Raw genomic sequence first — 15,108 nt, 5'->3', positions numbered from 1 at the left:
GTAATGCAGAAAGGTAGACGAAACGAGAGCGGTAAAGTGTGAGAATATTAGTAATAAGATAGAGTATTAGCGACCCATAGCAGTAGTCGTCATCAGCCATACTTCGGCTAATGGTGTATCTGTTTGGCTGATCTTAGTCACCAAACTTGCGCCCAGCCAGGCAAAGTACCAACGCTTTGCCATACTCTCCGCAGCCACGTTCGCAGGATGAGGGACAGAGCCGTCGACCCAGCCTGCTTTGATTTGGGTCGCAAGCCACGTAATGGTCTGTTGGTAACCTGCATGTAATACCTTACGCATGGGCTCGGACATATCTGACACCTCAGCACTCAGCTTTACCACCAAGCACTTTTCATGATCGCAGCCGCTTTGCTGGGTGTCATACCAATTTTGAAAATAGTCATACAGTTTTTGCTGCGCGCTAACGTCTTGTGACCCGATAATATCAAGGCGACGCTTATACTGAGTAAAGTAGTGACTGATAATGGCCTCGCCAAAGGCTTCTTTGGAGGCGAAATAATGATAAAAAGAACCTTTGGGCACGCCTGCGGTATCTAAAATTTGTTTGATGCCTACAGCGGTAAAGCCTTTTTGTGCAATCAGCTTATAGCCCGTCGCTAATAGATGGTCTCTGGTATTTGATAACGCAATATGAGATGGCGCACTATCTGGTTGAAGATATTTTATAGCATTGGGTGTAGACATATGACGTATGTTCTCCTTAGAGAGACTGATTATATAAGAGGGTTTAATACATTTATAAATGCAGCTAAAAAAGTTACGTTTGTTCAACAAACAATAGGATAGAAATATTCTAATTTTTATAACGTTTATGGTAGCATTAGACCAGTCGTCTAGCAAGTTACGTTTGTTATCGTATGCTGCTATTGCTTATTAAACCTGTTACGGAACACGATAGGCGCTCATGATACGGTATAAGCATACTCTAATAATATTATTAAATAAAAAATAGGAATAATTATGTCAACAGAAGCTAAAAATACGCCAGTAAAGGTTTATACAGATTTTCATTTGCAATATATTGCAGGCGAATGGAAAAAGGGTGAGGACGATAGTATCAATACCAATACCAACCCATATAATGGTGAGACCTTGGTTGAGATTCAGCAAGTAACGGATAAGCAGCTGGATGAAGCTTATCAAGCGGCGAGTGCGGCTCAAAAACAGTGGGCACAGCAAACTCCGAACGAACGCGCTGCTATTCTTTATAAAGTAGTTAGTATCTTTGATCAGCGTCAAGATGAGATTGTCGATTGGCTTATTAAAGAGTCGGGCAGTACCCGTATCAAAGCGATGGTCGAGTTTAGTAGTGCGCGCGCGATTACCCTTGAAGCCGCCAGTTTCCCTAACCGTATACATGGCGAGATTCGCCCGTCAAATACACCGGGCAAAGAGAACTTTATTTATCGTGAGCCGATGGGCGTGATTGCGGTAATTAGCCCATGGAATTTCCCACTACATCTAACCCAGCGCTCGATTGCGCCAGCATTGGCGTTAGGCAATGCAGTAGTGCTAAAGCCTGCCAGCGATACACCGATTACCGGTGGGTTGCTGCTGGCAAAGATATTTGAAGAAGCGGGTTTGCCAAAAGGCTTATTAAATGTCGTCGTCGGTAGCGGCGGCGAGATAGGTGATGCGATCGTCACCCATGATATCCCAAGTTTGGTTTCTTTTACTGGCTCAACCTCAGTGGGCAAGCATATCGGTGAATTGGCAAATGGCGGTGATTATATCAAGCAAGTGGCGCTAGAGCTTGGAGGCAATAGCCCGTTTGTGGTGTTAAAAGATGCTGATATTGAGCAAGCAGTAAAAGCTGCTGCGTTTGGTAAGTTTTTGCATCAAGGTCAGATTTGTATTGCGATCAACCGTATCATTGTCGAAGATGAGATTTATGATGATTTTGTGACGCGTTTTGTGGCGCATGTTAAGACCTTAAATGTTGGTGATCCTAACAAAATTGATACTGCAGTCGGTCCTATTATCAATCAAAAACAAGTCAAATCCTTGAAAGATAAAATCGCTAAAGCTCAGAAAGAGGGCGCAAAACTGCTATTAAGTGATGAGATAAAAGGTCAAGTGGTGCCGCCGCATATTTTTAGTGATGTCACGCGTGAAATGGATTTGTCTTGCAACGAAGTATTTGGTCCTCTGGTGGGTATCATCCGCGCCAAAGATGAGGCCGATGCATTGTCGATAGCCAATGATTCTATGTATGGCTTATCGAGTGCGGTCTTTACTCAAGATATGGCAAAAGGCCTGCGTTTTGCTCGCGGTATCAAAGCTGGCATGACTCATATCAATGATATCTCGGTCAACGATGAAAGCAATGTACCCTTTGGCGGGGAGAAAAATTCAGGTATCGGACGTTTTAACGGCGAGTGGATACTAGAAGAGTTTACTACCTTGCATTGGATTTCAGTGCAGCATATGCCGCGCGATTATCCTTTTTAAAGACTTTAGATAAGTTTATGATAAAAAAGACTGCTCATCGGCAATCTTTTTTATGACATTAGAATGGTTTTATTTTCTCATTTACTATGGAAACCTAACAGCCCTTGTATCTCCTCAACGGTCATATGTCTGATAAGCGCCTGCTCCTCAACGCTCAAGCGATTGGTATGTTCTTTTAACATACTATAAAGACTACGAGCTATCTCAGAAGTCGTCGCATAATACATCTGCGGCTGCTCTTTGGTCAGTTTTATCAAAAATTTATCAATCAATTTGCGCTTGTGAGTAGCAGCATTTTCTTCGATTTTTTCAGTCATAATATTCTCCTAGGGATAAAGCATTTAAGCAGTCGGCGTGATTATAGTCAATGAGTGTATGGTGTCCATCCACTAATACCATCTACTAATATTAAGACCGCCCCTAAAATCATCATCTTACTTTATAATGAATGGCGCGCCAAACCCTATCAAAGGTAGTATCCCATAATGACCACGACCATTTTTGCCACTCACCATTATAATTATCCGCAAAATTTCATGGAGATGAAACCAAAGCTTATGCGGCTCGAGCAGGCGATCAAAAAGCTTGAAGCCAATTTGATCAATGCCGATGCCGAGGTATTAGATCAAAGGCTTGCCAGTCATTTAGGGTTGCAAGTAGATTATGCCAGCGAGCTTAATGCCAATCAGCTATTGGCTGCCACCACTATTGATGGCAAGGTATTGGTGATTGCTGGTGCGGGATCTGGCAAAACCAAGACTTTGACCTATAGAACCAGTTATTTGATAGAAAATGGCGTCTCGCCAAAAGAGATTTTACTATTAACCTTTACCCGTAAAGCCGCTAATGAAATCAAAGGACGGGCTAAAAAACTGCTGGCAAGCACACCATTTTTTGCTCAAGGGTTAAATGAGAGCTTGGCAGAAGATAGATTGCCAAAAAACAAAGCTTTAAATGACATTACCAGTGGCACTTTTCATTCTTTTTGCAATATGCTGTTGCGCCAATACTCGGGGCTACTGGGTATCAATCCGAGATTTACTATCTTAGATACGGGCGACAGTGAAGATGCTATTGATCTCATTCATAAAGAAAAAAAGTATCCGACCAAGGTAACCAGTCAAGCATTTCCGCGCAAAAAAACCTTACAGAATATCTTTTCAACTTCTAGAAATCGCCGCATTCATATACGTGACTTAATAGAAAACAGTTATCCTGATATCGCCGTCCATATTCCCGTCATTGAACAATTGGCCGTTGATTTTCATGAGTATAAGCGCGCCAACCACTTATATGATTTTGATGACATCATTAGCCAAGTGGTACGCCATCTAAAGACCAATGATACTTTTCGTCAGCTGCTACAAAATCAGTATCGCTACATCATGGTCGATGAATATCAGGACACCAATATTCCGCAAAAAGAGCTGATTGATCTTATCTGTGCGCCTGCATCAGTGTCGCTGATGGTCGTTGGCGATGATAATCAAAGTATTTATGCCTTTCGCGGTGCCAATTATGAAAATATTCTACTGTTTGGCGAGAGCTACCCTGAAGCTAAGCTGATCAAACTTGAACAAAATTATCGTAGTACCCCAGCGGTGCTTGATTATATCAATGCTTTATCTACTCAAATCACCTTTGGCTATCAAAAGCAGTTGTATTCTGACGTGTCGATAGAAGGTATAAAGCCGGTATTTCGCCGACTTAGCGATGAAACCCGCGAGGCAAGATATATCGCTGACAAAATTATTGAATTAAAACCGGATTATGATTATGAGGATTTTGCCATATTATGCCGAACGTCTTTTCAGTCCAACTACGTTCAGCTTGAATTTATGGAGCGCAATATTCCGTTTATTGTCGTAGGTGGTATTCGTTTTATTGAAAGACGCCATATAAAAGACGTCTTGGCGTTTGTCAAAATTCTTTATAACCCGAATGATACCATTGCATGGCACCGTATTTTGACCTTATTTAAAGGGGTAGGGTCTGTGACCGCGACGCGCTTGACCCAAGCAATCAACGCCGACAACAATTCTTTTGAGCCATTGATAACGGCAAAGTTTGCCAAAAAAAGCACCCAACTTGAGCCACTTTATCAGATGCTAAATAAAGCCAGTCAAGCAGAGTCGGTCGAAGTTATTATCGAGCTGATTCTGGATTTTTATATGCCCGTTTTAAAGATTAATGAGGACAATTGGCGCGAGCGTAGTGAAGATTTTCGGGTCCTAAAAAATTTAGCCACAGAGCATGACAGTCTGGATAAATTTTTAGAAAATCTGGCACTTGATCCGCCCAATGACTCTATTGCCACGACCGCCGCGTCCGAGACAGGGGATGAAAGTGGGGACGAGAATAGTGACAAAGTGATGATATCGACCATTCATAGCGCCAAAGGGCTTGAGTGGCCAGTAGTGTTTGTCAACTCATTGGTCGATGGTATGACGCCGCATTACCGCTCGCTAAGCGATTTTGAAGAATTAGAAGAAGAGCGCAAGCTGTTTTATGTTGCTTGTAGTCGCGCTAAGAGTAGGCTATTTTTAACGGCACCTGAGTATTTCTCAAGCTATTCAGGCTATTTTGACAAGGTATCACGGTTTATCGCTGAAATAGCAGCTGATAAAATAACGGTGGCAACGGTAAAACAGCCTTTAGACAAGAGTCCTGATCCAGTTTGGTGGTAATAAAGGCAACTATAAGGGCTAAAAATAGCTTAGATAAAACTTTTGTTTTGTAATATGTTGTTATTATTCCTATCAAAAATACCTTAGATAAAATCGCATAAAAAAAAGTATGGAATAGTAAAAATATTTATTAGATAAGGGTTTAAAATATCCGTCAATGCGTTACTATGACTACCTTGTCCATTATATTCATCTATTTGACATTCTGTATCAAAGCCATAAAAAAAGGATATGTTATGCGTCATGAAGTTATCGTTATCGGTGCAGGTATGGTTGGCACCTCGGTTGCTTGGCATCTACAAAAGAACAATGCTGAAGTTTTACTTATAGACAAAAAGCTACCGGGTTCAGAGACTTCATATGGCAATGCTGGCTTGATTCAGCGCGAGGCGATTCACACGCATCCGTTTCCACGTCAGTTGACTGAAATGATACGCGTATTGCCAAACCAAGGGACTGATATCCGCTATCGTATACCTGCGATTTTGCGTTATCATCAAGCGCTACTACAGTACTGGAAATACTCTACCCCAGCTTCAGTCAAAAAAATCGAAAGCGAGTGGCAGACACTGATTGAGCATTGCACCAGCGAGCATCAGACCATGATTAGTGCTTCTGGCGCAGATGAGCTGATTACCCGTGATGGCTGGTTGCAGCTGCATCGCTCTGAAGACACCTTTAAAGAAGCTATTGCTTCTGCTATCGATGCGCGTAATCAAGGTGTTGAGCACAAGGTATTGACGGTTGAAGAGTTAAGAGTCATGGAGCCTAGCGCCAATTTTGATGAGTTCGTCGGCGCAATTCATTGGCTTAACTCTTGGCAGGTCTCAAACCCAAGCTTTCTGGTCAAAGCCTATGCAAAAAATTTCCAAGAAATGGGCGGCACCATTAAAGAGACTGGCGTTCAAGAAATCGTACAAGAAGAGGGCGGCTGGAAGATTGTCACCGATACCGAGACTTTCTATAGTGATAAATTAGTCATCGCAGCAGGCCCTTGGTCAAATGATCTCATCAAGCCGCTTGGTTATGATTTACCATTATTCCCGATGCGCGGCTATCATCAGCATTTTAAAGTCAATGAAAAGAACACCATCCATCATAGTATGTTTGATATGGATAAAGGCTTTGTCATGGGACCAATGCAGCAAGGTATCCGTATTACCACTGGTGCTGAGATGACGACCATGAATGCGCCAAAGAATTTTGGACAGTTAAAAACCGTGCTTAAACTGGCGCGAAAAATCTTGCCATTAGAAGATGCAGTTGAGAGCGAAGCATGGGCAGGCTCGCGTCCTTGTATGCCAGATATGAAGCCAGTTATTGGTCCTGCGCCTAAGCACGATAAATTGTGGTTTGCCTTTGGTCACAGTCATCAAGGCTTCACCTTAGGACCGATGACCGGTCGTCTGGTTGAAGAGATGATCCATGAAAAGCCATTGCTGGTCGATATCAAGCCCTTTAGCGCTGATCGCTTTTCTCGCCAGTAAGATGTCATAAAACTTGAGTCATTTATATATTTTCAAGTATTAAAAATTAAGGATAATAATCCATGCAAAAGCTCCATAGCAATCAACGTATGAGTAAAATTGTGGTTCATAATCAGACTGTTTATCTATGTGGTCAAGTAGGTAATAGCGATGATGACATTCAAGCCCAAACATTGACGTGTTTAGAAAAGATACAAGCCTTGTTAGAAGAAGTGGGTAGCGACAAATCAAAGCTACTGTCAGTGACTGTCTGGATAAAAGATATGTCAGATTTTGCCGCCATGAATGAAGTGTGGGATAAGTGGTTTGAAGGCGTACAGCCACCAGCTCGTGCTTGTGGCGAGTCGGCATTGGCACGTCCTGAGCTATTGGTTGAGATGATTGCCATCGCTGCTGAGTAAATACCAGTACCTGCTACCTAAAACTGAATAATAATGAGAGGGCATGATATGACTATCATGCCCTTTTTGATGAGCGACGCATGCAAATAGTCTATAATCAACCTCGTTGACAGTATTGACAGTTATCTGATAAGTAGCAAAAAAGGGTTATAAAAAATGATTAATACTAAAATCTATCATTCAATTTATGTGTTGGCAGAAAAGCTATTAGAAGCGGACAGTGCCAATGATAAAAAGGCATTTGATACATTATATGTACAGTTAAAAGACTTATGTATTGAAAACGAGAAAGGCAATAAGGATCATCCGGAGCAGTGGGAGACATTGGCTGATTTTACGGAAGATTTGGATGAGGCGCTGGTTATTTACCAAAAAGCCTTGGATAAAGCCGCTGCAATTGATTCAAAAGAGCATTTATCGTCGATAGCCTTTTCAATGGCTGAGCTACAGAATGAGCTTGGACAGACGGAGGCAGCAATTAAGAGCTTACAGAGTGCTAAAATAACTGCCAGTAAGCTCGACGATAAAGCATTTAAAAGTGAGATAAATCAGATGCTTGCCAAATTACTGGCTGAGCAACCTTAGTTATCGATTTAAAAAAGTGGCGCTGTCAAAGCAAGCAGAAGTATTTTACATTATAAAATCATTATATCGCTCTTATCGTCCTGTCCATACGGCAGGACGCTTTTCGATAAAGGCATCAATGCCTTCGCTCACATCCTCCGCCATCATATTGCAGCTCATCACCTCGCTGGCATACTCATAAGCCTCTGCCAATTCCATATCTAGTTGCTTATAGAACATGGTTTTGCCAGTGGTTAGCGCGACTGAGGATTTAGCGGTGATGGCGTCTATCAGAGACTGTAGTGTCTGCTCTAACTGCTCAGCGCTTGCTACCCGATTGATCAATCCTTGCTGTAGTGCGGTATGGGCATCGATAAACTCACCGGTAATCAGCATCTCAAATGCGTGTTTACGAGAGAGGTTGCGACTGACAGCGACGGCAGGGGTAGAACAAAACAGACCTACATTGATACCAGAGGTGGCAAATTTGGCATTGTCCGAGGCAACAGCTAGGTCACAGGCTGCGACCAGTTGACAGCCAGCAGCAGTAGCGATGCCTTGTACCTTAGCTATCACCACTTGCGGCATACGATTGATGGTCAGCATCATCTGACTACATTGCTCGAATAACGCACGCTGAAATGCTTCCTCTGGATTGGCGCGCATTTCTTTTAAATTATGACCAGCACAAAATGCTTTGCCATTTGCGGCAATCACCAGCACTTGTATGGTTGCGTCTTGGGCAATCCTGTCCAGCTCCGCTTGCATCGCAGCTAACAATTCAACCGATAACGCATTAAATTGTTTGGGACTGTTCAGTGTTAACGTTACAACGCTGCCTAAGTTTTCTCTAATAACCAATGGCTCATTGGTATTCGTCGAGGGAGTCGCTGATTGAATAGGGTTAAACTGGCTCATTTATCGTCCTTGATAATAGGTATAGTGAATTCAGTATTAAAACGATACAGCGGGACTGGGATAAATTTTACGCAGCCTCTGTCGGCGTAGGCACAGCAAGCCAGAAAAATTTATAACAGTTCCGCGTTATAGTATGGCGTATTTGTTTTGTTCAAAATCGACTATATTTAAACTTAAGATAAAAGTGTAAAAGCTAATTAAATAATAATCCAAATAGTAGCATGCTTACTTGGTTAAGTAATAGGTTAGTGATGCTGAGATAGCTCACATAAAAATAGCGCCCTTATATGATAAGAGCGCTATTTTTATATTTTAAAGTATTTATTTGGCATGAGATTTTATAATAAAGTCTTGTACCTTGCTGTACGCCGCCAACAGGTACTACCAAATAGAATGCAAACCGTCCTCAATGAGGTGCAAAAATGGCTATAAAAGCGTCTAAAAGAGTATCTGAAATAGCCGTATAAAGCCTAGTTGATGCTTTGCCCAAGTTTTATTGCTGCAGCAATATTGGAAGCAGTGATTTCAATATTACGATGAGCGTTTTTAAAGATAGTATCGATGGACGCTAGCTTTTGGATACTGGGCATAATGACATCAAACTGACTGGTCTGCGCCGGCTCTAGCCCATCCACACTACCGCAAATAGCAATCACGGGCGTATGGCTGGTTTTGGCGATTTGGCTAATACCGCCAGCCACCTTGCCCATCGCAGACTGCGCGTCAAGCTTGCCTTCACCCGTGATGACCAAGTCTGCATCGGCGATATGCTGTGATAAGTTGGCAACTTCTGCCACTGTATCAAAACCTGACTTTAACTCAGCTTGGCAAAAGCTCATTAACGCATAGCCAAGACCACCTGCAGCGCCCGCACCTTCGACATGCTGGCAGTCTTTATAACCATGATGACCACACATATTGGCAAAGTGACTGAGCGCCTTATCTAAGACGTTGACCTGTTGCAAGCTAGCGCCTTTTTGAGGGCCAAATATCGCGCTGGCACCCAATGCCCCACATAAAGGATTGGTGACATCACAAGCGACTTCAAAGACGGTATCTAGCACACCAGTATGAAAGCTTTTAGCGTCCAATCGTTGCAAGTTGGCAAGCGCGCCGCCGCCGTGGCTCAGTACATTGTCATCGCTATCATGAAACGTCATGCCAAGCGCCATCAGCATGCCAAGCCCCGCATCATTGGTAGCACTACCACCAAGACCGATGATGATACGCTTAACACCTTCATTTAGTGCATCGGCAATCAGCTCACCGACGCCATAACTGCTGGCGACGACAGGGTTACGCTCTGCGGCAGTCAATAGATGTAAGCCACACGCTTGCGCGATTTCGATAACAGCAGTTGCATCAGGCAGCAATAAATACTTGGCGTTAATAGGGCGCATTAAGGGATCATTGACCACCACTTCTTTCCAGCGCCCGCCTAGCACATAAGACAATACCGCAGAGGTGCCTTCGCCGCCATCTGCCATGGGCAGTAGCGTATAGTCAGCGTCAGGGAATACTTGACTAAAGCCAGATTGGATAGCATGGCAAACATCTAGCGCGTCTAAGCTTTCTTTAAATGAGTCAGGGGCGATCAAAATTTTCATGACTTTCTCTTTAAGTATTTCTCTAAATCTATGTTAATAACGTAACTTTCAACAACTTAACTTTCAATGATCTAGTTTTTAATGATTTAACTTACAACCATTTATTTAAGACGTTAAATAAATACCAAGGTTAGTAACCAGATAAAGATGATGCTGGTCACGCCTTGAATACCAGTCGCCATAGAATGGGCTTTATAAGCCTGCGCCACACTCATACGGCTAAACTGGCTTACAATCCAAAAGAAGCTATCGTTAGCATGAGAAATAGTCATGGCGCCTGCACCAATAGCCATCACACAAAATACACGGCCAAGCTCACTATCGAGACCTATTTGACCCAATAACGGTGCAACCATCGCAGAGGTGGTCACTAAGGCAACCGTGGTTGAGCCTTGTGCTGTTTTTAGGGCAGCAGAGACGATAAACGGCATAAAGATACCAAGCCCCAAGGCGGATAACGTCGTGCCTAAATAGTCGCCAATTGGGGTGACCTTTAGCATAGCGCCAAACGCGCCACCAGCACCAGTGATTAACAGAATAGGCGCTGCGACCACCAAGCCTTGAGAAATACTGTCGCTGATTTGCTGCGTTTTTTGTTCAGTATTGATGAGTAAAAATGATAAGAATAAACCAATCAGTAAGGCAGTGAGAGGATTACCAATAAATACTAAGATGTCTGTGAGGCTGCCAGCACCAAATGGTGCGCTTGGTAAATTGGCAACAGACGATAAGCAAATCAAAACGATCGGCACGATAATAGGTAAAAACGCCATGGTCGCTGATGGTAGCTTGCTATACTCGTCACGAGTTTTCATATTAGCGGGCACAGTCGCAGCTGGAGCATCAAGTGCATCGATATTGTCAGGCGTGGCGTTAAGGAAGCGATTGGACCACAGCCAACCAGCAAGGACGGCAACAGCTGTTACAACCACGCCAACCATGATGACCAAGCCCAAATTTGACTCAAGTCCCAAGTTTCCTGCTGCTGCAATCGGACCAGGTGTTGGCGGTACAAAGGTATGAGTGGCATATAAGCCAGTTGCTAAGGCAATACTCATTGCCACGCTTGATACCTTCAGGCGCTCAGCCAAAGACTCTTTTAACGAATTTAAAATAATATAGCCTGAGTCGCAAAATACAGGTACAGATACCACAGCACCAACGATAGACATGGTCAAAGTCGGGAAGCGTGGTCCCAAGACTTTGATGACCGTCTCTGCCATCACGATGGCGGCACCCGTTTTTTCAAGGATTAAGCCGATAATAGTACCAAATACAATCACCAGACCGATATACCCTAAAATGCCACCAAAGCCATCAGAGATGGTTTTTGCGACCGTATTAAGCGGTACTTGGTAAAACAGCGCGACCAAAAATGCGGATAATATCAATACCAAAAAAGGATGCCACTTGAGTTTTGCGGTGGCAAAAATAATAAAAAGAATGGTCAGCAGTAGCCAAAATACGATCATGATGGTCTCTATATGGTGGTTAAGATCTTATAACTACTGATGAAGCATAGGTAGTGTACACCTCATTAAGCAGCAATAGTCATATGAATTTTTAAAGGGGCATATTCTATAGTAAATCCATGTAGCTAGGGAATCTATTCGGCGCATATTTGATTTTATTCATAGTAAAGTCTAGAGACTCTGCTAGTATGTGTCTTTTGTTTGACACGTACCAGAGGTAGGATGATTGCTTTGACCAAATTTACTGCTCCAGCCATTCCCAATATCGATAATAACGATCTGCGTCAGCAGCTACAACAGATTATCGATCTAAAAACCAAACCACTTGGCGCACTGGGACGCTTAGAGAGTCTTGCGCTGCAATTGGGTATGATTCAAGGGACGACTACGCCGCAGATTGATCAGCCGCAAATCCGAGTATTTGCTGCCAATCATGGTCTGACCAAACACGGTACATCAGCCTTCCCAAGTGCTGTGACCGCGCAAATGGTGTATAACTTTTTGCAAGGCGGCGCGGCTATCAATGTCTTGGCACGCCAGCATAATATTGAGTTAAAGGTTGTTGACGCTGGGGTAGATACTGACTTTAGCAATTCTGCTTTTAAAGACCATCCGCAATTGCTGGATTATAAAGTTCGTTATGGTAGCCGAGATGCGCTGACAGAGCCTGCTATGACAGAGGCGGAATGCTTAGTCGCGTTAGAGAGCGGCATGAAGGTGGTTCAAAATATGGCAGGCAATCTGCTAATTGTCGGTGAGATGGGTATTGGTAATACTTCAGCGGCAAGTCTGTTGCTGGCAAGACTTGGCGACTTATCCCTTGCTGATTGTATCGGTCGCGGTACAGGGCTGGATGATGCAGGATTACAGCACAAGGCAAATATTTTGACGCAAGTGTTAGAGCGTCATAGTAAGGCACGAGCGCCATTTGACGTACTTGCTGCATTAGGCGGGCTTGAGATTGCTATGATGGCAGGGGCGCTGATTCAGGCTGCCAGTGAGCGCCGTATTTTATTAATAGATGGCTTTATCGCCAGTAGTGCTTTGCTGGTCGCTGAACGTTTAGCGCCGGGTGTGGCGCAGTATGCTATCTTTTCGCATCATTCAGTTGAGCCAGGGCACGCGCATTTATTAAAACTGCTAAATGCTGAGCCATTACTCAATATGGGGATGCGCCTAGGCGAGGGTAGCGGTGCGGCATTGGCTTATCCATTGCTTCAGTCGGCTTGTGCGATTATCAATGAGATGGCAAGCTTTAATGATGCTGGTATCAGTGAGCAAAGTAAGTGATGCCACGCTCATCATCAAAGCCGTCTGTATTGCAGCGCCTTCGCTATGAAGCGCGATTGCTATTGGTCGCTGTACAGTTTTTAACGCGCTTGCCCGTGCCACCGTTTGCCGATTACGATTCACAGTGGCTACACCAGAGCAGCCGCCATTTCCCCGCTGTTGGCTTGCTGGTTGGACTGCTTTGTGCAGGCGTATTTTGGCTGGCCAGTCTCCTATTTACGCCACTGGTTGCAGCGGTGTTAAGTACTGCTTTTGGTATTAAGCTGACGGGGGCTTTTCATGAAGATGGACTTGCTGATAGCTGTGATGGCTTGGGCGGCGGTTTGACCCGTGAGCGTACGCTCACGATTATGAAAGACTCACGCTTAGGGACGTATGGTGTATTAGGTCTGGTGTCCGCGCTGCTACTCAAAATCAGCTTGCTTGCTACTATGCCAACTTTTGTTGCTATCGCGGCTCTCATCATTGGACATACGGCATCACGCTTATGCTGTATCAGTTTGCTTACCTTGTTGCCTTATGGCGGCGAGATTGAACATGCTAAGGCCAAGCCGATGGCACAGCAGTTGACGCTATTACAGGGGTTATTGAGCAGCGGTTGGCTATTATTGGCTATTATTTTACTGATAGGGCTACTGCCAGATATCATGCAGCAGATAGGTATATGGCAATGGCTAATGGCTTTATTGCTCGGCATAGTAGCAACGGACTATATGCGCCGTTTATTACGCAGACGTTTGGATGGCTATACGGGTGATGGTTTAGGCGCTACTCAGCAACTGAGTGAGATTGCCATTTATATAGGACTTGCGGCTTCTATACCGCTTATCTGATGTACAACAGATGGTTAAAAAAGGATGCTCACACTTATGATTCTGTATATTTGGCGTCATCCCAAACCTATTGCTACTAACGGACTGTGCATTGGACAGACAGATATAAAGGTCGATAGACGTAAACTAAAACGCTTGGCTAATAAAATACAGCGCTTTGTCCGTCTTCATCAACTACCAAAAGTGATTTGGGTCAGCCCGTTACAGCGTTCATTAAAAGTTGGGGAGCTACTGGCACAGCGCGGTTTTCAGTATCAGATTGCACCTGAGCTAGCTGAAATTGACTTTGGCGCGTGGGATGGCAAGTTTTGGGCGCAAATTGAGAAACAACATATTGATAAGTGGTGTAATAACTTTACTGACTATGCACCTGATAATGGCGAAAGTCTGCAGCAGCTGTTTAATCGAGCGGAGAGTTGGTTGGAGAAAATTGCAGTTGAGCAAAAAGGTCATCCAGTATTAGTCATCGGTCATGCTGGTTGGATAAATGCCGCTAAGATAATAGCGGCTGGTCAAAAAGTACCAAACCTTGCAATTGACTGGCCTCGTTCTGTTACCTACTTGTCCTTGAATCGTATCAACATTTCACCAAAATAGTTAAGATAAAAATGGTTTAAAAAAATACTAACCACCACGGGATAAATCATCGATTTTCTCAAAACAGGCTCGTTCAGTTGCTGCTATAGCCGAATCAAAGCTCACATAAATGCCTTTGTCATCTAAGGTTGCATACCAATGGTCAGTATTGTTATCGGTTAATATTTGAAAATATTTATTATTAACGATTCTACCAACCTTATAGATTTTGCCTTCGGTATAAAAATCATTACCTTGGATACAGCGTAAAGTGTCATCAGTATTTATCATGGTGTCCTATATATCATTCGTTCAATCAAATGAGGCTAGCATAGCAATCAGAAGCATGGAAATATAGAAGACTTTATCGGTAGTATTTTATCATTGCGTGTACAGTGTTTACTGTCTGTATCAGTATTAATCTAAAAACTAGAGTCTAAAATCAACACAAAAAAAACCAGCAACCTAAAGTTGCTGGTTTTTTATTGCGACTAAAACTTAGTATGCTAAAGATTACTCTTCAGAATAGTCTTCGTTTTCGTCTGTAGCGTTGTCTTCGTCTAAATCTTCATTGTCGCCATCTTCAGAAAGAATGGTAACTAGAATAGTAGCGGTCACATCATGATGTAGTTGAATATCAACATTGTATTCACCAATTTGACGCAACGTGCCTTCAGGTAGCTTGATTTCAGCACGGTCAACTTCTAGACCTGAGTTAGTCAATGCTTCAGCGATATCACGAGTACCGATAGAGCCGAATAGCTTGCCTTCGTCACCTGATTTAGCGCGCATGATAACATT

Annotated in this window: 15 protein-coding genes; 8 read left to right on the top strand and 7 right to left on the bottom strand. The window is 43.4% G+C overall.

All coding sequences use genetic code 11. The features are described from left to right. Positions 1-66: 66 nt before the first annotated feature. Positions 67-705, bottom strand: coding sequence for a TetR/AcrR family transcriptional regulator (locus ABYU67_RS08205; RefSeq protein WP_372844512.1), 639 nt, complete (start codon positions 703-705; stop codon positions 67-69). A gap of 276 nt (positions 706-981) precedes the next feature. On the opposite strand from ABYU67_RS08205, the gene ABYU67_RS08200 reads away from it, so the two are divergent. Further along, a complete protein-coding gene (locus ABYU67_RS08200) occupies positions 982-2,472 on the top strand; it encodes an aldehyde dehydrogenase family protein (RefSeq protein ID WP_372844511.1) in 1,491 nt (496 codons plus the stop codon). Positions 2,473-2,549: 77 nt separating this feature from the next. Here ABYU67_RS08200 and ABYU67_RS08195 read toward each other — a convergent pair whose 3' ends face one another. Then, positions 2,550-2,789: a hypothetical protein gene (locus ABYU67_RS08195; RefSeq protein ID WP_372844510.1), complete on the bottom strand. Its 240-nt coding sequence runs from the start codon at positions 2,787-2,789 to the stop codon at positions 2,550-2,552. Positions 2,790-2,957: 168 nt separating this feature from the next. Between ABYU67_RS08195 and ABYU67_RS08190 the strand changes: the two genes are divergently transcribed. The 4 genes from ABYU67_RS08190 to ABYU67_RS08175 all read left to right on the top strand — a co-directional run bounded on the left by ABYU67_RS08190 (position 2,958) and on the right by ABYU67_RS08175 (position 7,632). Then, positions 2,958-5,159, top strand: a complete 2,202-nt coding sequence (locus ABYU67_RS08190) for an ATP-dependent helicase (RefSeq protein WP_372844509.1) — start codon at positions 2,958-2,960, stop codon at positions 5,157-5,159. A gap of 236 nt (positions 5,160-5,395) precedes the next feature. Continuing rightward, the gene (locus ABYU67_RS08185; RefSeq protein ID WP_372844508.1) at positions 5,396-6,646 is read left to right on the top strand and encodes an NAD(P)/FAD-dependent oxidoreductase; all 1,251 of its coding nucleotides are present in this window, start codon (positions 5,396-5,398) and stop codon (positions 6,644-6,646) included. A 62-nt stretch (positions 6,647-6,708) separates the two neighbouring features. Beyond that, positions 6,709-7,047 (top strand): RidA family protein, encoded by a 339-nt coding sequence (locus ABYU67_RS08180; RefSeq protein ID WP_372844507.1) that lies wholly within the window; start codon positions 6,709-6,711, stop codon positions 7,045-7,047. A gap of 156 nt (positions 7,048-7,203) precedes the next feature. Next, positions 7,204-7,632, top strand: coding sequence for a tetratricopeptide repeat protein (locus tag ABYU67_RS08175; protein ID WP_372844506.1), 429 nt, complete (start codon positions 7,204-7,206; stop codon positions 7,630-7,632). A gap of 72 nt (positions 7,633-7,704) precedes the next feature. On the opposite strand, the gene ABYU67_RS08170 is transcribed toward ABYU67_RS08175, so the two are convergent. The 3 genes from ABYU67_RS08170 to ABYU67_RS08160 all read right to left on the bottom strand — a co-directional run bounded on the left by ABYU67_RS08170 (position 7,705) and on the right by ABYU67_RS08160 (position 11,608). Next, complete coding sequence (locus tag ABYU67_RS08170) at positions 7,705-8,529, bottom strand: enoyl-CoA hydratase (protein ID WP_372844505.1); 825 nt, start codon at positions 8,527-8,529, stop codon at positions 7,705-7,707. Between the two features lie 470 nt (positions 8,530-8,999). Beyond that, positions 9,000-10,136: a glycerate kinase gene (locus tag ABYU67_RS08165; protein WP_372844504.1), complete on the bottom strand. Its 1,137-nt coding sequence runs from the start codon at positions 10,134-10,136 to the stop codon at positions 9,000-9,002. Positions 10,137-10,249: 113 nt separating this feature from the next. Then, a complete protein-coding gene (locus ABYU67_RS08160) occupies positions 10,250-11,608 on the bottom strand; it encodes a GntP family permease (RefSeq protein ID WP_372844503.1) in 1,359 nt (452 codons plus the stop codon). Between the two features lie 222 nt (positions 11,609-11,830). On the opposite strand from ABYU67_RS08160, the gene cobT reads away from it, so the two are divergent. From cobT to ABYU67_RS08145, 3 genes are read left to right on the top strand one after another with little or no spacing between them, the layout of a single operon-like run. Then, on the top strand, positions 11,831-12,898 hold the full coding sequence (gene cobT, locus ABYU67_RS08155) for a nicotinate-nucleotide--dimethylbenzimidazole phosphoribosyltransferase (protein WP_372844530.1): 1,068 nt from the start codon (positions 11,831-11,833) through the stop codon (positions 12,896-12,898). Next, positions 12,898-13,731 (top strand): adenosylcobinamide-GDP ribazoletransferase, encoded by an 834-nt coding sequence (gene cobS, locus ABYU67_RS08150; RefSeq protein WP_372844502.1) that lies wholly within the window; start codon positions 12,898-12,900, stop codon positions 13,729-13,731. Before cobT ends, cobS begins: the two co-directional genes overlap by 1 nt. A gap of 36 nt (positions 13,732-13,767) precedes the next feature. Next, positions 13,768-14,328 (top strand): histidine phosphatase family protein, encoded by a 561-nt coding sequence (locus ABYU67_RS08145; RefSeq protein WP_372844501.1) that lies wholly within the window; start codon positions 13,768-13,770, stop codon positions 14,326-14,328. Between the two features lie 27 nt (positions 14,329-14,355). Here ABYU67_RS08145 and ABYU67_RS08140 read toward each other — a convergent pair whose 3' ends face one another. Together ABYU67_RS08140 and rplI are read right to left on the bottom strand one after the other, a co-directional pair. Further along, a complete protein-coding gene (locus ABYU67_RS08140) occupies positions 14,356-14,598 on the bottom strand; it encodes a hypothetical protein (RefSeq protein ID WP_372844500.1) in 243 nt (80 codons plus the stop codon). A gap of 222 nt (positions 14,599-14,820) precedes the next feature. Next, the coding region (gene rplI / locus ABYU67_RS08135; protein WP_372844499.1) for a 50S ribosomal protein L9 at positions 14,821-15,108 on the bottom strand (288 nt) is incomplete at its 5' end.

This window comes from Psychrobacter sp. (assembly GCF_041554015.1).
Classification (GTDB): domain Bacteria; phylum Pseudomonadota; class Gammaproteobacteria; order Pseudomonadales; family Moraxellaceae; genus Psychrobacter.
The sequence above is the reverse complement of the archived record's forward strand: the minus strand, read 5'-3'. Positions and strand labels throughout refer to the sequence as shown.

Excerpts from the sequence above, each read along its gene's own strand:
- ABYU67_RS08200 (WP_372844511.1), top strand. The coding sequence starts at position 982 with ATGTCAACAGAAGCTAAAAATACGCCAGTAAAGGTTTATACAGATTTT.
- ABYU67_RS08140 (WP_372844500.1), bottom strand. The coding sequence starts at position 14,598 with ATGATAAATACTGATGACACTTTACGCTGTATCCAAGGTAATGATTTT.
- ABYU67_RS08160 (WP_372844503.1), bottom strand. The coding sequence starts at position 11,608 with ATGATCGTATTTTGGCTACTGCTGACCATTCTTTTTATTATTTTTGCC.
- ABYU67_RS08185 (WP_372844508.1), top strand. The coding sequence starts at position 5,396 with ATGCGTCATGAAGTTATCGTTATCGGTGCAGGTATGGTTGGCACCTCG.
- ABYU67_RS08165 (WP_372844504.1), bottom strand. The coding sequence starts at position 10,136 with ATGAAAATTTTGATCGCCCCTGACTCATTTAAAGAAAGCTTAGACGCG.
- cobT (WP_372844530.1), top strand. The coding sequence starts at position 11,831 with ATGATTGCTTTGACCAAATTTACTGCTCCAGCCATTCCCAATATCGAT.
- ABYU67_RS08180 (WP_372844507.1), top strand. The coding sequence starts at position 6,709 with ATGCAAAAGCTCCATAGCAATCAACGTATGAGTAAAATTGTGGTTCAT.
- ABYU67_RS08195 (WP_372844510.1), bottom strand. The coding sequence starts at position 2,789 with ATGACTGAAAAAATCGAAGAAAATGCTGCTACTCACAAGCGCAAATTG.
- ABYU67_RS08145 (WP_372844501.1), top strand. The coding sequence starts at position 13,768 with ATGATTCTGTATATTTGGCGTCATCCCAAACCTATTGCTACTAACGGA.
- ABYU67_RS08175 (WP_372844506.1), top strand. The coding sequence starts at position 7,204 with ATGATTAATACTAAAATCTATCATTCAATTTATGTGTTGGCAGAAAAG.
- ABYU67_RS08170 (WP_372844505.1), bottom strand. The coding sequence starts at position 8,529 with ATGAGCCAGTTTAACCCTATTCAATCAGCGACTCCCTCGACGAATACC.
- ABYU67_RS08205 (WP_372844512.1), bottom strand. The coding sequence starts at position 705 with ATGTCTACACCCAATGCTATAAAATATCTTCAACCAGATAGTGCGCCA.
- ABYU67_RS08190 (WP_372844509.1), top strand. The coding sequence starts at position 2,958 with ATGACCACGACCATTTTTGCCACTCACCATTATAATTATCCGCAAAAT.
- cobS (WP_372844502.1), top strand. The coding sequence starts at position 12,898 with ATGCCACGCTCATCATCAAAGCCGTCTGTATTGCAGCGCCTTCGCTAT.